This window comes from Burkholderia sp. Ax-1720, from assembly GCF_011753035.1.
Lineage (GTDB): Bacteria > Pseudomonadota > Gammaproteobacteria > Burkholderiales > Burkholderiaceae > Burkholderia > Burkholderia gladioli.
The window spans coordinates 23,637-43,587 of the sequence record NZ_VWWK01000013.1; the positions used below are offsets into that span (position 1 = coordinate 23,637).

At 63.4% G+C, this 19,951-nt stretch carries 22 protein-coding genes; 4 read left to right on the forward strand and 18 right to left on the reverse strand.

Annotated elements, in window-relative coordinates; all coding sequences use genetic code 11:
- Positions 1 to 13 precede the first annotated feature (13 nt).
- A complete protein-coding gene (locus F3J18_RS06500) occupies positions 14 to 982 on the forward strand; it encodes a LysR family transcriptional regulator (RefSeq protein ID WP_029949608.1) in 969 nt (322 codons plus the stop codon).
- 199 nt (positions 983 to 1,181) lie between these two features.
- Positions 1,182 to 2,027 (forward strand): phosphoserine phosphatase SerB, encoded by an 846-nt coding sequence (gene serB, locus F3J18_RS06505; protein ID WP_166912040.1) that lies wholly within the window; start codon positions 1,182 to 1,184, stop codon positions 2,025 to 2,027.
- A 119-nt stretch (positions 2,028 to 2,146) separates the two neighbouring features.
- Here the strand turns inward: serB and F3J18_RS06510 are convergent, their stop codons facing one another.
- The 5 genes from F3J18_RS06510 to rimO form a co-directional block, all read right to left on the reverse strand.
- Positions 2,147 to 3,325, reverse strand: coding sequence for a cystathionine beta-lyase (locus F3J18_RS06510; protein WP_025097685.1), 1,179 nt, complete (start codon positions 3,323 to 3,325; stop codon positions 2,147 to 2,149).
- A gap of 263 nt (positions 3,326 to 3,588) precedes the next feature.
- Positions 3,589 to 4,179, reverse strand: coding sequence for a hypothetical protein (locus tag F3J18_RS06515; protein WP_205195334.1), 591 nt, complete (start codon positions 4,177 to 4,179; stop codon positions 3,589 to 3,591).
- A 99-nt stretch (positions 4,180 to 4,278) separates the two neighbouring features.
- Positions 4,279 to 5,469, reverse strand: coding sequence for a beta-ketothiolase BktB (gene bktB, locus F3J18_RS06520; protein ID WP_025097683.1), 1,191 nt, complete (start codon positions 5,467 to 5,469; stop codon positions 4,279 to 4,281).
- Between the two features lie 116 nt (positions 5,470 to 5,585).
- Entirely contained in the window at positions 5,586 to 6,512 is a 927-nt protein-coding gene (locus tag F3J18_RS06525) for a sugar kinase (protein WP_166912117.1), read from the reverse strand.
- 8 nt (positions 6,513 to 6,520) lie between these two features.
- Positions 6,521 to 7,897: a 30S ribosomal protein S12 methylthiotransferase RimO gene (gene rimO / locus F3J18_RS06530; RefSeq protein WP_166912044.1), complete on the reverse strand. Its 1,377-nt coding sequence runs from the start codon at positions 7,895 to 7,897 to the stop codon at positions 6,521 to 6,523.
- A gap of 15 nt (positions 7,898 to 7,912) precedes the next feature.
- Between rimO and F3J18_RS06535 the strand changes: the two genes are divergently transcribed.
- Complete coding sequence (locus F3J18_RS06535) at positions 7,913 to 9,577, forward strand: recombinase family protein (RefSeq protein WP_166912046.1); 1,665 nt, start codon at positions 7,913 to 7,915, stop codon at positions 9,575 to 9,577.
- A gap of 191 nt (positions 9,578 to 9,768) precedes the next feature.
- Here the strand turns inward: F3J18_RS06535 and F3J18_RS06540 are convergent, their stop codons facing one another.
- From F3J18_RS06540 to F3J18_RS06550, 3 genes are all read right to left on the reverse strand, one after another.
- Positions 9,769 to 11,094 (reverse strand): hypothetical protein, encoded by a 1,326-nt coding sequence (locus tag F3J18_RS06540; RefSeq protein ID WP_166912048.1) that lies wholly within the window; start codon positions 11,092 to 11,094, stop codon positions 9,769 to 9,771.
- A gap of 56 nt (positions 11,095 to 11,150) precedes the next feature.
- On the reverse strand, positions 11,151 to 11,360 hold the full coding sequence (locus F3J18_RS38085; protein WP_240154522.1) for a DUF159 family protein: 210 nt from the start codon (positions 11,358 to 11,360) through the stop codon (positions 11,151 to 11,153).
- Between the two features lie 400 nt (positions 11,361 to 11,760).
- Entirely contained in the window at positions 11,761 to 12,360 is a 600-nt protein-coding gene (locus F3J18_RS06550) for a hypothetical protein (RefSeq protein WP_166912050.1), read from the reverse strand.
- Between the two features lie 77 nt (positions 12,361 to 12,437).
- On the opposite strand from F3J18_RS06550, the gene F3J18_RS06555 reads away from it, so the two are divergent.
- Entirely contained in the window at positions 12,438 to 13,040 is a 603-nt protein-coding gene (locus tag F3J18_RS06555) for a hypothetical protein (RefSeq protein WP_166912052.1), read from the forward strand.
- A gap of 73 nt (positions 13,041 to 13,113) precedes the next feature.
- On the opposite strand, the gene F3J18_RS06560 is transcribed toward F3J18_RS06555, so the two are convergent.
- The 10 genes from F3J18_RS06560 to F3J18_RS06605 form a co-directional block, all read right to left on the reverse strand.
- A complete protein-coding gene (locus F3J18_RS06560; RefSeq protein ID WP_166912054.1) occupies positions 13,114 to 13,749 on the reverse strand; it encodes a hypothetical protein in 636 nt (211 codons plus the stop codon).
- Positions 13,749 to 14,195 (reverse strand): D-Ala-D-Ala carboxypeptidase family metallohydrolase, encoded by a 447-nt coding sequence (locus F3J18_RS06565; protein WP_166912055.1) that lies wholly within the window; start codon positions 14,193 to 14,195, stop codon positions 13,749 to 13,751. Before F3J18_RS06565 ends, F3J18_RS06560 begins: the two co-directional genes overlap by 1 nt.
- Before the next feature lie 108 nt (positions 14,196 to 14,303).
- Positions 14,304 to 14,693, reverse strand: a complete 390-nt coding sequence (locus F3J18_RS06570) for a phage tail assembly chaperone (protein ID WP_166912057.1) — start codon at positions 14,691 to 14,693, stop codon at positions 14,304 to 14,306.
- A 35-nt stretch (positions 14,694 to 14,728) separates the two neighbouring features.
- Positions 14,729 to 15,055, reverse strand: a complete 327-nt coding sequence (locus F3J18_RS06575; protein ID WP_166912059.1) for a hypothetical protein — start codon at positions 15,053 to 15,055, stop codon at positions 14,729 to 14,731.
- Positions 15,052 to 15,381 carry a phage baseplate protein gene (locus tag F3J18_RS06580; protein ID WP_166912061.1) on the reverse strand — a complete coding sequence of 110 codons (330 nt, stop codon included), beginning with the start codon at positions 15,379 to 15,381 and terminating at the stop codon, positions 15,052 to 15,054. The genes F3J18_RS06575 and F3J18_RS06580 overlap by 4 nt, the downstream gene beginning before the upstream one ends.
- 11 nt (positions 15,382 to 15,392) lie before the next feature.
- Positions 15,393 to 15,533 (reverse strand): hypothetical protein, encoded by a 141-nt coding sequence (locus F3J18_RS06585; protein WP_166912063.1) that lies wholly within the window; start codon positions 15,531 to 15,533, stop codon positions 15,393 to 15,395.
- Positions 15,530 to 17,131, reverse strand: coding sequence for a hypothetical protein (locus F3J18_RS06590; RefSeq protein ID WP_166912064.1), 1,602 nt, complete (start codon positions 17,129 to 17,131; stop codon positions 15,530 to 15,532). The genes F3J18_RS06585 and F3J18_RS06590 overlap by 4 nt, the downstream gene beginning before the upstream one ends.
- Positions 17,132 to 17,258: 127 nt before the next feature.
- Complete coding sequence (locus F3J18_RS06595; RefSeq protein ID WP_060003661.1) at positions 17,259 to 17,750, reverse strand: phage tail assembly chaperone; 492 nt, start codon at positions 17,748 to 17,750, stop codon at positions 17,259 to 17,261.
- A complete protein-coding gene (locus tag F3J18_RS06600; protein ID WP_060003660.1) occupies positions 17,750 to 18,184 on the reverse strand; it encodes a phage protein in 435 nt (144 codons plus the stop codon). The genes F3J18_RS06595 and F3J18_RS06600 overlap by 1 nt, the downstream gene beginning before the upstream one ends.
- A 59-nt stretch (positions 18,185 to 18,243) precedes the next feature.
- Positions 18,244 to 19,665: a DUF3383 domain-containing protein gene (locus F3J18_RS06605; protein WP_166912066.1), complete on the reverse strand. Its 1,422-nt coding sequence runs from the start codon at positions 19,663 to 19,665 to the stop codon at positions 18,244 to 18,246.
- Between the last annotated feature and the right edge of the window lie 286 nt (positions 19,666 to 19,951).

Consider the following 19,951-nt stretch of genomic DNA (forward strand, 5'->3'; position numbering starts at 1 on the left):
GGAAATCCGGATAATGAGCGAGCCTCGCGAGCCCCGGGCCACGCCTGCCGACAAACCGCTCGACCTGCTCGACGTCGCGCTGTTCGTGCGCGCCGCGCTGCTGGCCAATGTCTCGGCGGCCGGCCGCGAGTTCGGCGTGTCGGCCACGGTGGCCAGCAGCCGGCTGGCCCAGCTCGAACGCCAGCTCGGCGCTCGGCTGCTGCATCGCACCACCCGGCGCGTGACGCTGACCCAGGACGGCGAGCTGTTCCTCGCGCGTGCCCAGACGCTGCTCGATGCGGCCGACTCGGCCCGAGCGGCGGTCGGCCGGGCGCGCGGCGAGCCGCATGGCCGCTTGCGCATCTCGATGTCCTCCTCGTTCGGCCGCCAGCACGTGGCGCCGGTGATCCCGGCCTTCCTGCGCCGTTATCCGCAAGTCTCGATCGACCTGCGCCTGTCCGACGAGATCGTCGACCTGGTCGACGAGGGCATCGACCTGGCGATCCGGCTCGGCGCGCTGCGCGATTCGAGCCTGGTGGCGCGGCGCCTGGCGGTGAATCGCCGCGTGGTCTGCGCCTCGCCGGCCTACCTGGCCGAACACGGCACGCCCCATCATCCGGCCGACCTCGCGCGCCACGAATGCGTGGTGCTCGGCGACCAGCGCGACTGGGCCTTCGAGACGCCGGCCGGCCCGCTCACGGTGCGCGTCGGCGGGCGGCTGGTGGCCAGCAACGGCGAGGCGATCCGCGAGGCGCTGGTGGACGGCTTCGGCATCGCCGTCAAGTCCACCTGGGACGTCGGCCCGAACCTGCGCGACGGCTCGCTGGTGCCCGTGCTGGCCGACTATCCGCTCGCCGAGCCCTCGGCGATCTGGGCGGTCTACCCGAGCCGCGCCTTCGTGCCCTTGAAGCTGACCGCCTTCATCGATTTCATCGCCGCGCATTTCGGCGATCCGCCCTATTGGGATCGTGAGGGCGGCGTCGCGCCCCGGGTGCCGCGCTAGCGCGGCCGAAACCGGAAATCGCTCAGGACGACGAAACCGACGATCCGCACCGGGCCGACGCGGTGCCGCCACGCCACCCTGCCTTGGCGCCGCCCTGCCCGGCGCCGCGCCGAAACCGGCGGCCGGGCCGCGCCGACCGGCTACAATAGCGGCCTTCCCGGCGCGCGAGGCGCGCCGTTCCCGTCTCACGCGACCCGTCATGACCACGAATCTCGTCATCCAGAGCCCCGCGCCGCTGTCCCCGGTCCACCACAAAACCCTGCTCGCGCTGGCACGCGGCACCGGCCTCGCCTCGATCGACGAACAGGCGATCCGCATCGAGGGCGCGCAGCGCGCGCAGGCGCCCGACCTCGCCGTCTATTGCGGCACCCACGGCCTCGATTACGCCTTCGTCGAGGCGGGCCGCCGGCTCGGCGATTTCGGGCTGGTCGCGATGGACATGGATTCGACGCTGATCACCATCGAGTGCATCGACGAGATCGCCGATTTCTGCGGCCTCAAGGCCGAGGTCGCCGCGATCACCGAAGCCTCGATGCGCGGCGAGATCAAGGATTTCAACGAGAGCCTGACGCGGCGCGTCGCGCTGCTGGCCGGGCTCGAGGCGAGCGCGCTGGAGCGTGTCTACGAGGAGCGGCTGCAACTGTCGCCGGGCGCCGAGGCGATGCTGGCCGGCGCCCGCGCCGCCGGCCTCAAGACCCTGCTGGTGTCGGGCGGCTTCAGCTTCTTCACCGAGCGGCTCAAGGCACGGCTCGGCCTCGACTTCGCCCGGGCCAACACGCTCGAGATCGTCGACGGCAAGCTGACCGGCAAGGTGCTCGGCGAGATCGTCAATGCCGAGGTCAAGGCGCGCACCGTGCGCGAGACCTGCGCGACGCTCGGCTTCGAGCCCTCGCGCGCGATCGCGATGGGCGACGGCTCGAACGACCTGGCGATGATGGCCACCGCCGGCTTCTCGGTGGCGTTCCGCGCCAAGCCCGTGGTGCGCGAGGCGGCCAGCGTCGCGTTCGACCACGTCGGCCTCGACGGCCTGCTGCGCCTGTTCTGAAGTGCCGCGCGCGGCCCCGGCGCAAGCCGCGAGGCCCATGAAAAATGGCAGATCGGCTCCGGCCGATCTGCCATTTTTTTCAGCGCGCCGGACGGACGAGCGGCCGGCGATGCCGCCGTTTATCCGAGCGTCGCGGCCAGCGCGCGTTCGATGTCGGCGCGCAGGTCCGCCTCTTCTTCCAGGCCGACGTAGAAGCGCACCAGGGTGCCCTGCGACCAGCTCGGCCGCATCGAGGCGATGTCGTAGGGCATCGCGAGACTGCGCGCCCCGCCCCAGCTCCAGCCGATCGCGAACAGGTCGAGCGCCTCGACGAATCGGTCGATCTGCTCGGCACGATAACGCGCGTCGAACACCACCGAGAACAGCCCGCCCGCGCCCGTGAAGTCGCGCGCGAAGGCTTCGTGGCCCGGGCAGTCGGGCAGCTCGGGATGCAGCACCGAGGCGATCTCGGGACGCGTCTTCAGCCACTTGGCCAGCGCCAGCGCGCTGCGGCTGTGTGCCTCGAAGCGCAGCCGCATGTTCGGCAGGTTGCGCAGGACCAGCGAGCAGTCGTCGGCCGACACGCCCAGGCCGGTGCGCATGCGCGCCAGCTTGAGCCGCTCGTGGATCGCGCGCTCGGCCGTGATGGTCGCGCCCATCAGCACGTCGCTGCCGCCCGACTGGTACTTGGTGAGCGCCTGCACCGAGATGTCGACGCCGTGCTCGAAGGGCTTGAACGCCAGGCCCGCCGAATAGGTGTTGTCGATCGCGGTGATCACGCCGCGCGCGCGCGCCACCGCCGTGATGGCCCGCACGTCGGGCACTTCCATGGTCACCGAGCCCGGCGCCTCCAGCCACAGCAGGCGCGTTTCGGGGCGGATCAGCTCGGCGATGCCGGCGCCGATCAGCGGATCGTAGAAGCGCACGCTAATGCCGAAATCGCGCGCCAGCCAGTTGCCGAGATCGGCGTTGGGGCTGTAGGCGTTGTGCGGGACCAGCACGTCGTCGCCGCTCTTCACGATGCCGAAATAGACGTTCATGATCGACGCCAGCCCCGAGGGCTGCAGCAGCGCGTGCGCGCCGCCCTCGATCACGGCCAGTTGGCGCGCCAGTTCGAGCGCGGTGGGCGTGGCGTGCAGGCCGTAGCGCCACTTGTCGTCCTCGCGCCAGTCGAGCGCGCGCATCGTCGCCAGATCGGGGAACACCACGGTCGAGGCGCGCGCCACCGGCGTGACGAACGAGGCCCAGCCGGCGGGCAGTTCGCCTTCGGGCTGGACGATGCGGGTCTGGAGGGCGCGCGGCGAAGAGGTATCGGTCATATGAGGGAGAGGAGGCAGGGGAAACGATCCGCACAGGGTAGCCCGATTCGCGGAGCTTGGCCCGGTACAGTCGCCGGCGACGTCGCCGAGCCGGTCGGCGCGGGCGCGCCGGCGAGGCTGGGTGGAGATGTCATGCGGTTCGCGAAGGCGTCGCGAAACAGGTCGGCACAGCGGCGGACCAGGCGGTGTTCACCGCGGCGGCCGCCCCGCTCGGCGATGGCCGGGCCGGGGCGCGCCGCTTGCTGCATTGCGTCAGCGCCGGCTCAGTCCGAGGTGGAAAGATTGCCGACGCCGCCGACCGCGTGCCCCGCGCGCGGCGCCGCCCCGGTAGCCGCGGCACCGGAAGCGGGCACGGCCGGCGCCGGAGCATGCCCCGTCTGCCCCGCATGGCTCGCGCCGCCGGCCGGGCGCAGCACCACCGGCTGCGGATCCGATTCGTCGGCATTCATGCGATCGGCCGACAGCGCGCCCGATGCATCGAAATGGCCGACCCAGACGCCGGTGATATTGGTGCCGTCGTTCGACTCCTCGATCTCCAGCGTATCGCCGTCCCGATCGCCCGCCAGCAGGATCACCTGGCCCGTGTCGGCGTAGCGATATTCGCCGTGCACGCCCGGCTCGTCCGTCTTCGGGCCGAGATGGGCCACGATCGCGCGGCCGCCCAGCGTGCCGTCGTAGCGCGGCAGCTTCTCGAGCGCCGGATCCGGCTTCAGCGGCTTGGCGGGCGCCGTGTCGTCGCGCTCGGGAGGGGCCGCGGCGGCGGCGGCGGCCGCCTCCGCGGTCGAGGCGCCCGAGGTAGCGGCCGCCGGCGGCTGGCTTGGATGCGTCTGGGCGTGCAGCGCGCCGGCTGCCAGCGCGCAGGCGAGCGCTGTCGCGAGTCGGGATCGGATGCGGGATCGGTTTCGGCTTGCGGCTGCCACGTCGGCTTGCTCCTTTTTACCAGGGGTCGGCAATCAGTCCATGCGCTCGAACACGGCGGCGATCCCCTGCCCGCCACCGATGCACATCGTCACGAGCGCGTAGCGGCCCGAGATCCGGTGCAGTTCGTACAGCGCCTTCACGGTGATCAGCGCGCCGGTCGCGCCGATCGGGTGGCCCAGCGAGATGCCCGAGCCGTTCGGGTTGACCTTGGCCGGATCGAAGCCGAGCTCGTTCGACACGGCGCAGGCTTGCGCGGCGAAGGCCTCGTTGGCCTCGATCACGTCGAGATCCGCAACCTGGATGCCCGCTTTTTCCAGCGCCTTCCGGGAGGCCGGCACGGGGCCGATCCCCATGTAGGCCGGATCGACGCCGGCATGCGCGTAGGACAGCAGCCGCGCCAGCGGCTTGAGCCCGCGCGCCTCGGCCACGCGCCGCTCCATCAGCGTGACGGCCGCGGCCGCATCGTTGATGCCCGAGGCATTGCCGGCCGTGACCGTGCCGTTTTCCTTCGCGAACACCGGGCGCAGCTTGGAGAAATCCTCGGCGCTCGCGTCGTGGCGCACGTGCTCGTCGCTATCGAAGAGCACGGTGCCCTTCTTCGAGCCGATCTCGATCGGCAGGATCTGCGTCTTGAAATAGCCGGCGCGGCTCGCGTGCGATGCGCGGCGATGCGATTCGAGCGCCAGCGCATCCTGCGCCTCGCGCGTGATGCCGTATCTGGCGGCCACGTTCTCGGCCGTCACGCCCATGTGGATCGACTGGAACGGGTCGTGCAGCGCGCCGAGCATCATGTCGACGATCTTCGCGTCGCCCATGCGCTGCCCGAAACGCGCGGCCGGCATCGTGTACGGCGCGCGGCTCATGTTCTCGGCGCCGCCGGCCACGGCGATGTCGGCATCGCCGAGCAGCACGCTCTGCGCGGCCGAGACGATCGCCTGCAGGCCCGAGCCGCACAGGCGGTTCACCGTCACCGCCGGCGTGTGCTGCGCGATGCCGCCCTCGATCGCGGCGACGCGTGCCAGGTACATGTCGCGCGGCTCGGTATGCACCACGTTGCCGAACACCACGTGCCCGACTTCCTCGCCGTTCACGCCCGCGCGCTCCAGCACCTCGCGCACCACGCGCGCGCCGAGCTGGGTCGGCGAGAATTCCTTCAGGCTGCCGCCGAAACCGCCGATCGCGGTGCGCACACCACTGACCACCACCACTTCGCGCTGCTGCATAGTGCCTCCGATGTCATCTGTTGGTGACCCGCAGGGTAATACGGATGCGGGGCGCGGCGATCGAGGATTCCTTCGAGCGGGCCACCGCCGCCGGGGACGGCCGGCGGCGCTCGCGATCAGCCCTCGAGCAAGGCGCGGACCGCGTCCGCCTCGGGGATCGGGGCCACCGCGCCATAACCGCGCGTGGACAGCGCGGCTGCCGCGTTGGCGTAGCGCGCGGCCGTGAACGGATCGTCGCCGGCCACGATTCGTGCGATGAAAGCGCCGCCGAAGCAGTCGCCCGCGCCGGTCGCGTCGAGTGCCTCGACCGCGAAGCCCGGCACCAGGCGCCGCTCGTCGCGCGTGGCGACATAGGCGCCGTCCTTGCCGAGCTTCAGCGCGACCACGGCCGGGCCGCAATCGAGCAGCGCGTCGACGATCGCGTCGCGCTCCTCATGGCCGGTCAGCAGGGTCACGTCGTCCCAGCTCGGCAGGCAGATGTCGGTGCGCCGCAGCGCCTCCAGCATCACCGCGCGGGCCCGCGCGAGCGGCCAGAGCTTGAGCCGCAGGTTGGTGTCGAAGCTCACGCGCACGCCGTTCGCGCGCGCATGGTCGATCGCCGCGAAGGCCGCGTCGCAGGCGCTCGCGCTGATCGCGAAGCTGATGCCCGACAGATGGATCACGCGAGCCGCCGCGATCGCCTCGAGCGGCAGCTCGCCGCTCGCGTAGCGGCTCGCCGCGGAGCCGGCGCGCAGGTAGTCGAAGGCGTGGCCGTGCTCGCCGTGCGAGACGAAATAGACGCCGGTCGGCGCCGAACGATCGACGCGCACCGTCGCGGTGTCGACCTGCTCGCGCCGCCACAGCTCGAGCAGGAGCCGGCCGAAATGGTCGTCGCCGACCGCCGACACGAAACCGGTACGCGCGCCCTGGCGCGCCGCGGCGATGCAGAAGTTCGAGGTATCGCCGCCGAAACCCTGCAGGTATTGCGGCGACCCCGGCTGGGACTGGTTGAATTCGACCATCGCCTCGCCGAAGGCGAGGACTTCGGGGTACACCGGCGCCATCGACTCCGTCATGCCGCGCCGACCTCGCCCCACAGATCGTGGCCGTCGGCGCCGGTGATCGTCACCGGCACGAAATCGCCGACCTTGTAGCGCTTGGCGCCCTGCGCCGGCTCGACATAGACCACGCCGTCGATTTCCGGCGCGTCGGCCGCGGTGCGGCCGATCCCGCCTTCGGCGTTGACTTCGTCGATCAGCACCTTCAGCGTCTGGCCGACCTTGCGTTCGATGCGCGCCGCCGAGATTTCCTCGGCCACTTCCATGAAGCGCGCGCGGCGTTCCTCGCGCACCTCGTCGGGCAGCGCACCGTCCAGTTCGTTGGCGGTAGCGCCCTCGACCGGCGAATAGGCGAAGCAGCCGACGCGATCGAGTTCCGCCTCGCGAATGAAGTCGAGCAGGGTCTCGAACTGGGCTTCCGTCTCGCCGGGGAAACCGGCGATGAAGGTGCTGCGGATCGTCAGGTCCGGGCAGATCTCGCGCCACTTGCGCACCCGGTCGAGCACCTTCTCGGCATTCGCCGGGCGGCGCATGCGCTTGAGCACGTCCGGGTCGGCGTGCTGGAACGGCACGTCCAGATAAGGCAGCACGTGACCGCGCGAGGCGCCCTCGGCCATCAGCGGGATCACCTCGTCGACGTGCGGATACGGGTAGACGTAATGCAGGCGCACCCAGGTGCCGTATTGCGCGGCCAGCTCGCCGAGCGCGGCGACCAGCTCGGTCATGCGCGTCTTGAGCGGGCGGCCATTCCAGAAGCCGGTGCGGTACTTGACGTCGACCCCGTAGGCGCTGGTGTCCTGCGAGATCACCAGCAGTTCCTTGACGCCCGACTTGAACAGGTTTTCCGCTTCCAGCATCACCTCGGCGACGGGGCGCGAGACCAGGTCGCCGCGCATCGAGGGGATGATGCAGAAGGTGCAGCGGTGATTGCAGCCTTCGGAAATCTTCAGGTAAGCGTAATGGCGCGGCGTGAGCTTGATGCCGGCGGCCGGCACCAGGTCGGTGAACGGGTCGTGCGGCTTGGGCAGGTGGCTGTGCACCGCCTGCATCACCTCGCCCAGCGCATGCGGACCGGTGACGGCCAGCACCCTCGGGTGCACTTCCTCGATCAGGCCGGCGCCGCTCGCGCTCTTCTTGGCGCCCAGGCAGCCGGTCACGATCACCTTGCCGTTCTCGGTCAGCGCCTCGCCGATCGCGTCGAGGCTCTCCTGCACGGCATCGTCGATGAAGCCGCAGGTGTTGACGACGACCAGGTCGGCGCCGTCATAGGTGCCGGAGATTTCGTAACCCTCGGCACGCAGCTGGGTGATGATTTGTTCGGAGTCGACCAGGGCCTTGGGGCAGCCGAGGGAGACCATACCTATACGGGGGCTTACAATCTTTTTAGACATCTGGAATCGTGGAGCATGGCAGCAAAGGCGAGAGTTTACAGCTATTTACGGTTCAGCGACCCAAAACAAGCAGCCGGCGGCAGCGTAGACCGACAGATGGAGTACGCCTCCCGCTGGGCAGCAGATAATGAGATGGAACTCGATGCGTCCCTTTCACTGCGTGACGAGGGGCTGTCGGCCTACCACCAGCGGCACGTCAAACAAGGCGCTCTGGGTGTTTTCCTCCGTGCGATCGAGGATGGTCAAGTGCCGGCCGGCTCCGTATTGATCGTCGAGGGGCTCGACCGCCTGAGCCGCGCCGAACCGATCCAGGCTCAGGCACAGTTGGCTCAAATCGTGAACGCTGGTATCACGGTGGTTACAGCCAGCGACGGCCGTCAATACAACCGCGAGCGGTTGAAAGCGCAGCCGATGGACCTCGTATACAGCCTGCTGGTGATGATCCGAGCGCACGAGGAGTCCGACACGAAGAGCAAGCGCGTTAAGGCCGCAATCCGACGCCAGTGCCAGGGCTGGATTGCCGGCACCTGGCGAGCGCCGATCCGGGTCGGGAAGGATCCGCAGTGGGTTCGAGAAGTGGGCGGGAAGTTCGAACTCATCCCGGAGCGGGCCGCCGCAATTCGGTTGGTGGTCGACATGTATAAAAAGGGGCATGGAGCCGTCCACACGCTGCGCCACCTTCACGGCCGAGGGTTGGCGATCACCGATGCCGGCCTACCTGGCGCCTCACAGCTCTACAAACTCCTCGCAAATCCAATGTTGATCGGGGAGAAGACAGTCAAGCTCGACGGCGAACACTTCAGGCTGCAAGGCTATTACCCCGCCGTCCTTACCTCGGCCGAATTCGCAGATCTCCGCAACCTAGCCGCGCAACGCGGCCGCCGGAAAGGTAAAGGCGAGATTCCTGGTGTGGTGACCGGTTTGGGCATTACTTACTGCGGATACTGTGGCGCGGCGATCGTCGCTCAGAACATCATGGGGCGTCGACGCATGGCCAACGGCCTTCCCTATCCGGGCCACCGCCGGCTGCACTGCGTCACCTACAGCTCCAGCGCCGGTTGTAAGGTCAGCGGCAGTTGCAGCGTCGCGCCGGTCGAACACGCGCTAATGCATTATTGCTCGGACCAAATGAACTTGACCAGGCTGCTCGAAGGCGATGTGGGCGTCACCGCCGCGACCGCGCAACTAGCAAGCGCCCGTCAGTGGGTTGCAAAGCTAGAAGCCCAGATTCAACGTTTCACGGACGCCCTACTTCTTGACGATGGCGAAGCGCCAATCGCCGTGTTACGCCGCGTTCGCGAGCTCGAAAGTCAAGTTGTAAGCGAGCGCCGCAATGTCAATGTCCTAGAGCAAAAGCTCACAGCATCAGTATCAAACGTTGCGCCCGTGTCTGCAAACACATGGCGGGATTTAGTGCAAGGCGTGGCAAGCCTCAGCTATGACGCACGCATGACTGCTCGCCAGCTCGTCGCCGACACCTTCTCGAAAATTGTTGTATATCAGGCAGGATTTCGCCCCGACATCGACAACGGCAGCATCGGACTTCTTCTCTTCGCGAAGCGCGGCACGATACGCACGCTTCACATCGATCGCAGGACTGGCGAATGGCGAGCGGCACAAGAACACGACCTCGCGGAAAACACTCTTCCATTCGGCCTAGGCAATGCTGAACCGGCATAAGCATCACGATGGCCGCTCGATCACGAGAACAGGAATCGAAATCCTTAATTATTCATATATTTCAATCACTTACAACAAAACATGGGAATATGTGGTGTCGTGAGCGCCTTGTCTGGCGTTACGCAAAATCCTCATCTTCCAAAATAATTTCGCGCCTCTCATGGTCGAAAATTCCGCGCCTCAACGGAACTTCATTCAGTCTGCTTCGGCACTGGCTGCTCGGATGTTGTGGCTGTATTCTCTTTTGCAGTTCGGAGCGCACTGAGGGTACCGATGCCCGCTTTGGCGAGATCCTTGACCTGGTCCGCAAAATCTGGCACCAAATTTAGAGCCTGTTTCACCACTGGTGACGATGCCAATTCATGCAACGGACTGCCATGATTCTCGGAGTCGACGAACCGAAGTGGCAATTCGTCAAGGCGTGTCAGTGCAGTCGACAACAAACGAGCCTCCATCTCTTTGTCGAAGCGTGCAGTCTCACGCCGGAATCCTTCGTAAGCGCGCGACACGGAGGCCTTGAATGCATAATCCTCTGACAACTTGAAGCGCTGCCCAATTTGCTTAGTTGATAGCCATGCAAACCATACTGGCGCCCCCACCGACAGCAACGACAGAGCCATATTAAGTGCAACTACCGATGGCGCAACTGTTGGACTGTTGAACAAGTTGGTCAATGAATGCAGCTGCTTCGATCCAAAAACGCCTCCCGCTGCAAGCGCACACACCAATCCGCAAACCCAAACCCACATCGATCGTGACAAGGCGGACGATCGCTCAGAAAACGCCGCAGCAAGACCAACGCTCGTTGCTGCCGAATATGCAGTTTCGCACCGCTGCATCACTGCCTTTGCCTCAGTGGCGACTTGAGTCATCTCCAAGTTGAGTTTTTCTGCGTGGTCCCTCACTTCAAGAATCTTCTTATAATCATCGGTCGCACCAGTAACATACGACCCCACCTGTTTTCGCGCTTCGTCTAAAGACTCCAAATCCTCTGGAAGCTTATCCGCAGCTTCATATGCACTCTCGATACGAGAGAGTATTGCATCGAGATTTCCTGCTCTCGGTTCGAAGTTATTCAGCAGTGCCTCGAGTGCCCTAATTCTGCGAGTCAATTGCCTACGTGTTTCAACGGAATCAGCAGGATGAGTCCGAGACACATCCCTGAATACGTTTTCAAGCGCTGTACGCAACCCTTGAAGAGTGAGCTGGTATGCTAAAACACCAGCTGCGGCATTTCCCGGAATGTTTACAATGGTGTTTGTACGCAGATATTGAAGTCGCCTAATATAATCTTGGACGCGTGGATAAGCATCTCCAACTGGGACCTGATCACCCCGCTCATCGATGAAAGAAATAATGCCATCGACCTCTTCCCTCAACTCCTGTCGCGTAACCCCAGGAAAACTCCAGTTCGATGTAGCAATATTGAATGGCTCATCGTGCGGGATTCGAGTCTGAAGCTCGCTAGAAATTTGCGCAAGTTCTACTTTTATGCCTTCTAATGTTGGATGCATCACGTTCCCCGATCGATAATTATAGTATGGTCGAATGCTACCAAAATTGCCCCTCCCGGTCACTTGGGAAGCAACACCATCCCTTGATAGGGAAGCAGCCGCAGCATTGCGCAGGCGGCCTCGACGTTCGAGATCGTGAACCACTCTTCCCAATCGTCTGGCCGCCGGATCACAACAGACCGTTTCTCTTCAGCTGTCTGGTGCATGTGCTTTATGCCCTCGTGCTTCTCGGCGTTCACGATCAGCATCGACATGGCGATCGATTCCAAGCCATCCGGCTCCTGTCAAGCACCCCATACACAGCGGTCGCCAGCCAGCGAGGCCGAGCCGATACTCAAGTGCTTCCCAGTTCAACATAGATTATGTCGTAGGTATCAGACAACGCTGGCCGGCTTCTCGCCCGCCATCTCCGACCTAGCGTTGATCGTAACGTAGCGCTTTCCTGGCGGCGGATGAGCCTTGGGGGTCATGCCGAAGTTGGCCCCTCTCGGCGCCGTCGCCGGCTGCGCACACGATCGGCGCTAAATAGTCAGGGTAGATCTCCTGCTTCCAGGGCTCGCGATCGTAGAGCAGGCCGAGTGACAATAGCCGGAGTTGATTCGGCTCCTCAAGCTCATCAGGTGCTCAATGGTTTGCGCACATGGTTTGCCCTCCAGACTGACCTATTAATCAACGCGCTGGGCACTGCCCAGGAAGTATGTATGCTACATGAGCGCTGCGGTAGTTCTTCAACAATCCGTTACCAGTATGTCCTTCTGGCAGGAAGGAAATTTCGGCTTGTTCCCGACCAATTAACCATTTAGCAGCCACGGTAGAGATATAGCCGCCACCTGGGCCGCCCCAAGCCTGTTGTCTCACCTCAATAGTCGGTTGACTTCCGTATCTCGCGACCATGTCGCGCAGTTGCGTCACGTACTCGGTATCGAAATCTAACTCTCGGGTATACGCGACTAGTCGCCCATAGCAGAACGAGAAGTTTGCCGGACCAAGTTCCATCACCTTTCCATCTGGGCCGTAGTGGGCCTCCATATAAACTCCTGCAACCAAGGTGCTAGTGCTAAGCGCCCAGCCCTGCCGGCGAGCTATTTCTTCGACTTCACTTACGCTCATGGAAGTCCGAAAGCCGTCTACATCGAAAGCAGACGCCGAAAAAGGTGTTGTAGCCAACAACGCGACAAAAATTATCCTTCTGATATGCCCCCGTTCTTGCCGCCCCGTTACGCTCACCCTGCGGCTAAACGAAACGCGCCCCACTTGAAATTTGTGCATACCCGACCCCGATTTTTCCCGTTGAACCTGCAGCTTATCTCGAAATATACTGTATAAAATTACAGGTATTTGTGCCCATGGTTCTCCCTCCTTTCGACCCACCGCAGCTTGCCGACCTAGAACGCATCTGGCGCCGGTGCAGCTACGACGACGTGCATGTGCTGATCTTCGAGGTTCTGCATCAGCGCGTGACTTTTCGTGAACTCAGTACGCTTGGGCACGACGCAACACGCCTCCTCGAAGCGGAAGGCGAGTCATGCCGTCCGCTTAGAAAAATGAATAGGCAACTTTTTTTTGAGATGGAACGAGGAGGCTCGCTCGTCAATCGCCACGACCCGATCGCACCATTTTCGGACAATTGGCTTGCGCGAGACGCCGTGCGCCGCAATCTATACAGCTCACCTGCCGAACCTGACCCAGGCACCGTCAAAGTTCACCAGTTGCCCGAGTTCATGCGCGTCACATGGTGCCAGCTGCGAGCAGCATGGCACGACATCGGACGGCGGCTTCCCTACGAGCAATCCGTGGGGCAGCGCCTTGTACTGGAAACCGTGCTTACCCGCCGCATCTTTCGTAGGGCACTCAAGCTTGCACGCGCCGCCGAAGCAACATGCCCTCAGTCGCCTGAGTTGAAGCTACTCCGGCAAATGCTAGAGATCGAAGTATCTGATCATGGTTAGAGATGCAGCAAGCCTTCGTGCTCCGCCAACTGCGTCCTCCTCGCCATCCTTCTGCAAACCTCACAGACGCTTGTCATTCCGTGATGGCGTCGGCCGCATCCTTCAGCTTCGCTTGCACATACTGAACGTGCTGCGGCTCCTCTCGGAAACCCAACGAGATGATGCCGACCAAACCGTCCTGGCGAAATGGGGCTCGTGCGGCGCAAACCCAGGCGACACCTTGCCCTTGCAAAAATTCTCCAGCGATCGTTCGAGGACGATAGTCCCGACAAACTACCTCCCCCGCCATCATGCGAGCGGTGTCGTCAAGCGCCTCATGCTCGCCGACAGGCCATAGGACATCGCCAACGCCATCAAATGTCCGCTCACGCCCGCTAGGCAGCCGCATGTACACCACGCGACGCTGATTGGCGAATACAGAATGAACAACGATCGATGAAGAGCCCGTCAGGTGCAGCAATTCGCTCGCCTCTGCATCGATCTCTGCGTCGCTTTTCAGGACAAAGCGTGCGCACTTGCCAATCTCGCTCGCAATGGCACGCCATTCTCCGGAATAGAAAAGCCATCCCAGAATGAGCACCACGAGCAAGATCACAAGCCGCGCAAGGCCGCCCCACGATTTCAGTTGCCTGTTGATGATCCCCAGCAGATAACCTCGCACTCCACCCTGCGACGCCGACCGCTCTACCTCGTAGTCCTTCTTGGCCATCACAGGCCCGTTGTATAGCGCGTAGCGCCAGTGCCGAAGTGGGCAGTCAGCACCTGGTGCCGAGGCCTCTTACCGGCTGCAGCCAAACCGATATGAACCCACGTTCCCTCCTGGATCAGTTGATCAAATTCGATCCGGGCCGCGGCAAGTCGCTTGCAGATGTCAAGCGGCGATCCGAATCCTGGGCAGATAAAGTCAGCGGCTAGCCCCTGGCCATGAGCACTGTTCGTGGCGCCACCCACCGCGCGGTTCAATGCATGGCAGCGATACCCCGACGATATGAGCACCGGCTTGTCGCCAAGTTCTGCCCGCACTTTTTCCAGCAACTGCGCCGTTCGAGTGAGGTTCACAAGGGTTTCCGACGAGGGTGTGTTGTCGATTCTGCGGCGGGCTGCGGTTTCACTTTGCGTTAGCTCCGACAGTGTGAAGTGGTCCGTCAGCTTCATCAGCTCCTCCATACGAAAGCAGCCGCATATAGCTGCCGTAAACGAAAAAACCGCACTGAGGCGGTCATATAAAAACTCTGCGTAGCGGCTAAAAATCAATGAAATCGATCAGGCGTCCATCGGTGGCTTCGGCCACTCCACGCTCAATGGAAAGCCGGCCTGATCAGTGACATCGCGCAATTTTTGGCGATACTCGGCCCAATGTGCGGCCTTATCGCGTGCGCTTGCTGGTGCATCAGGGGGAATCGTAGTGCGGTGATCGGAGTCTCGCAGGCAGGCATCGCGCTGCTCTCGAATGACAACCGCTCGAAATTTTTCCTCGTTGGCAGCAAACTTCTCATGGATGAGCTCGTCATCCGGCTGCGGCTCGGGACGCTTCCATGCTGCGATCCATGGAAGACCCGTAAGCTCTCCGGTTGATGGGTCGAGAGATTGGCCTACGAGGAAATCAACGCCGTGTAACGCGCCTGGGTACAGCTCTTTGATCGTCGCGATCATGTGATTATGCGAGTAAACGTCAGGCATACCCCTCCTTATTGGTTTCGCAGAACAACGGCGCGGAAGTAGCAACGCGTATTACCTGCTTCCTTGCGCATCCCTATCAATACCCACGGAGCTGGTAGGTCGAGCCAGTGGGCGCCGACGTCGATACCAATATCCATAATGCCCCACTCCGCAATACCCGAATCCCACTGCACGCGTACGCCCGCACCAGCCTTGCCATTGATGTTTGCCCACAAGTCATCGATCTCAACATTCAGTTTCCGGCCGCGCCACACAAGGTTGAGATTCCCATTTGTCTCGAGAATCAGCTGTCCGCGCAAAAAAACGCTACCCCAGTCATCAACACGCCAGGTCACTGCGGTGTAGTCCGAGTTGATTGCCTCAATACCTCCATCGTCGCTAGCGCGTAGGTAGGCGTGCCGATCAAGTTGAGGAAGTCGTCCGCGCTACGAATGTTCACCGCGCGGCCCAGTAACGACACATCAGACGGTGGCTCATACGACACTATCGTCCCGGAAATAACCACCTCAGCGGGTTTCAAAAACGCGTGGTCGGCCACTTCGGCACCGGATTCGACCGGGTTCTCCGTGGTCTCCAGATCACTCGAGTGCAATTCGTCAGTGACTACATCGAGCGTGATCGTGCCGATCTGGGTGCGCAGCACCCGCTGCTCTGCCGCCATCGCCCCTCCTATTACGCGACAACCGTGCTCGCCGCGTTCTGGATCGCCGCACGGCTCTGTCGGTTAAGCATCGCTTCGATCTCGCGCGCGACCGCTCGCGGGTCGTCGCTCTGCATGTTGACGGTGGTGGTGTTTGTGACGTTCGCGTTCACCGTCTGGCTGCTAGTCGCCCCCCCGCCGGCACTGCGCCGTCGGCGGCGCCCTGGATCTGATACGGGATGGCGACGGCCGCACGCGCCGCATCCGCTATAGCCCCTCCAGCATCACCGGCACCGTTGACGTCGATAGCGCCACCACCAAACAGCCGCGCGACAACCCCAATGGTCTTCTCGATCATGGCGCCGAGGCTCGGGAAATAGCTCTTGATCCGATCGATCGTTCCCTTCACGAAATCGCCAATGCGCCCGAACGTGCCGATGAACAAGTCCGCGATCCGGTTCAGCATCCGATCGACGGCCGCGCCAGCAGTTGCGAAATCTCCCGTAAAGAACGCGAAGAACCAGTCGAGCAGGTCCGCCATCAACCCGAACGCCGTGCTGAGCGCATCCCACATCTGGCCGAACACGGCACCAATCAATGCGACCGCCTGGCCGAACCCGAACCGCAGATGATCCCAGACCTCGCTGGCGATCTGCATTACCGTGTCGCCGTTGCGCCCCCACCAGCGCTCGATGTCGCGCAGAAACGCCGCAATCTCAGCTCGCACAACGGCAATGGGCTCACGCAGCATCTCCCAAAACTCCCCGAACTGAGCCTCGCCGCCGTCCAGGTAGGTCATGAAGTCGTCGATCAGTAGCAGCAATATGCCGACTGCGGCGACAAGCCAGAACACCGGGTTCGTTGCGAACGCGAGCAGGGCCGCTCGCTTGAACCAAGCGAGCGCCCCACCCACCACCAGTAACGCGACGCGCATACCTCCAATTCCGTCCGTCACGCGAGCGATGAACCGAAACAAATTCACGAGGACCTGGCCAGCCGTGTAAACGATCCTGACAAAGCGACTGATACCTTCCTGGATCAGCTCCCGGTTATTCCGCATTAGCTCTTTGAGGGCGGCGATCAGCGCCTTGAGCTGAGGGAGGATTCCAATGGCAATATCGGTTCGCAACGCTCCAAATCCAAACGAGATATCTGCGATCTGGTCCTTCCAAGCGCTAGCCGCATCGGCCTGTTCAGCCGTAGACACACCCCACGCGTTCGCCTCATCGAATAACGCCTGCAACTCACTGCGCGTCAGGCGTAGCGTCTGCACCATCGAAGCATCTGCGCCAATCTTCGATAGAAAAGCCATCTGTTCCGGCTTTGACAGCTTCGCCAGCTTGTCTTGCACATCTCCGAGCACATCGGAGAACTGGCGTACTGAGCCGTCCGCATTTCTCGCACGAAGGCCGTAATGCTCAAATGCCATCGCGCCACGGCCAACACCTGCAGCTGCTTCACCGATCACTCTCGACATACCTTGGATCGTCGACGTTGCCGCAGCAGCCGATGACCCTGTTTGCTCGGCCGCATAGCCCAGGAGTTGGATAAGCTCGACGCTCTCTCCTGTCTCGCGCGAGACCTGGTTCAGCGCGTCGAGGCCGTCCAGAGACTTCGCGAGCCACCCCGTCACGACGGCGGCCACGCCGGTAACCGCCGCCACCGCGCCGCTGGCTGCCTTAGCGACACCCGCCAACTGCTCGCGGAAGGCCTTCGCCTTGGTCACATCGGTCGTGACGCCGAGCTTCACCACGAATTCGTCTAGGGTCATCGCTTCCTATCCACCTTGGTTCCAGTTTCGTGCTCGCGCTGCGCCTGCACTTCGTCCCACGCCCGCATCGCCTCATGCATGTCGCAGAGGTCGGCCAGGGTATAAGTCGTGCGCAGTGCATGCAGCGTCACGCCACTGAAGCCTCGGGCAATGGGTCCCCAGATGAACCAGTCGATTCCGTCGCCTTCCCCACCCGGAGCCGTCCCATCACGCTCGTGATGAGACTGGAAAAGGCGCTTGCGCCGAAAAAATCGGCGTACTGGTATCTGATCCCGGCCATCAGCACCGGAATGAGGTGCCTGCGGTACTGGTTGAAATGCTCGTTAAACTTGTCGCGCACGCGATACGGCGGCCCGCCGTTCACCGACGCCGCAGTCGAGGCCCAAACTACCGCCTCCAACTGAACGACCTCTGGCCGGCCGAGATTCGACAGGATCGTCGAGACGCAAGCGGCCGCGATCGCGGTCGGGTCCACGTCCTCGGCCGAACCAAGCCTACCGGCTTGCATGCCTTGCAGCAGCACGCCAGCATTCTTCAGCGCTGACCATGCGCCGGCCGCGTCGGCCGGCGTCATCACGTAGCGCACGCCGTCCAATTCAATGTCATGTTGTTTGTCCATCAGTTACCGAGCCCCTTCTCCAGGTCCATGGTGAGTTTCTCGAACACCAGCACCCATTCGTTCGGGTTGTGGCTAGTGCCACGCGTGTACTTCGGGCGGGTCGTGAAATAGCCCTTGCTGGCCGTCACTACGTCCTCGTTCAACAGGTCACGGATGTTCAGCTCAAGCGGCGTGAAGGTCTTCAGGTGGGTCTGCTGCTGGATGCGCAGCGCGTTCAGGAACTTATTGTTCACGCTGTGCTGCTTGATCTTCAGCGTCACCTTCCCGGAATCGTCGGCCGACGCCACGAAAATGCCCGTACCGTTGGCCCCCACCGTCATCGTGCCGGCATCCGTGTTGTATTCGGCCTGGATCACGTCCCCGCCGTCCGACCAGTCGTCGATCGGCACGCCGTTGATCAGCACCGACACCTGTTTCGGGTCAAAACTAGCCATCTGTCAGGCTCCAATAAAAAACCCCGCCGAAGCGGGGCGCATGTTGCGTATCCGACTGATCACCGGTCGAAATTGACGATCACATCTACGCCGTGCACCGCGCCGCTCAGCTTGATCGCAGTCTGGATCGGCGGCGCCCTGCGCTTCTCGCGGTCGCTCGCGGACAGGTTGTCCACCGTGTCGCACCAGACGTAGAAGCCCTCGTCAAGGTAGTCGCCTGTCTCCAGGGTGCCGAACGCGTCGCCGTTCCACACACCCGGCGCGAACGCGCCGTTGCGCCGCCCCTCGCGGCAGACGCGTTCGACCGCCGCGACCAGCTGCGGCGTGCCGAAATCGGTAAGCGGTACCTTGGTCGGGCTGCGATAGAGCGTGGCGAACACCTCCTTCTGCACCGCATCGATGAACCAGTCGAGGATGTGGATTTCGTCGAAGAAACGCCCGCCGATCACCGTGCCCTCGGCGACCATCGCCACCTCGTCGAAGTAGGTGTAGAAATTCAGCCCGAGCCGGCGGCATTTGTTCGCCTCGGTCAGGCCCAGGTTGTCGGCCTCAACCGTCGGTAGCGTCTTGAACTTCATCGTCAGCGTGGAATTGTTCGCCGCGAAGTTGATCGACAGCCCGCGCGCGAGAAACGACAGGATCGCGTAAGGATCGGTCTTGTCGTAAGTGCCGACCGTCCGATAGTTGGTCTTGTCGAACAGGCGCTTGAACACGTTGCCCGGCACGAACTCGATGTGCTCCGGGTTCATGGTCGTCACCCCGAAGATCTTGCGCGGCGCCGCCTGCGTCCAATCGGCCACCTCCTGCAGTTCCCCGTCTGGCAACTGCGCGGCCACCGCCAGGGCATACCAGCCGGGTTGCCGATCTTGAATCGCCGCCGCGGCGTCGATCACGGATTCCGCCGGCAGCGACACGGCATCAGCGCCCGATACCAGCCGCGCCTGGCCATTCTCCAGCTTCATCATGCCGCCCAGGTACGCGCCGGCCTGTCCGTCGTCGGCCACGTATCGGAAAGCGGGGCCGGCACCGGCATCGGCTGCCGTGAAGGCGAAGCGGTTGCCGGCCTCGTCGAACGAGCACGACCAGGGCGCGTCGTCGCCGGCGGCCTCGTTGATCGCCGTCACCACGTCGTCGTAGGTCACCGCGCCCGTCAGGTTGAGCGGCCCCACCTGCATTGCGTCATCACCCAGCGTCACGGTCAGGTAACCAGCACTCATGGCATGGAAATCGGACACGGGTGCGGTCACGGGCGAGCCGATCAGCGCAGCAGCCGTCGCCGGCAGCGCTCGCTCCGTCTTGACCCATCGACCGATCATCAGCTCCTTCGGGCGCGGCTGCTGCGCCATGAACCGGCGCGTCGCGCGCGCCGTCTCCGAATTCGTGCCGAATGCGGCCTCGACGTCGGGCTGCTGGGTCGCGTAGATATACAGCGTGCTCGCGTCCGTGAATCCATGATTGCTTCCTATCCTGCCACCAGCCATCCCTGGCGTTGAACACCGAAAACGGTGCGATCAGGAAACGCTCCAGCAGCGACTTTCGCCGCTCCGTGAGTGCCGGCCCGTCCTCCTGGCCATCAAGCAAGGTACCTAACTCGACCGGCTCGAAGCCGAGCAAATCCACATCGAAACCCTCATCGCGCAGCTCGGCCACCTCCAGCCGAAGCAGCTCGTCATCCCATCCAGCGAGCAGCGCGAGCTGGTTATCGGCGACGACGAACGCCCTGAACTGCGCATCGGTCCAGCCGGATGCATCGAGCACAGGCACGTT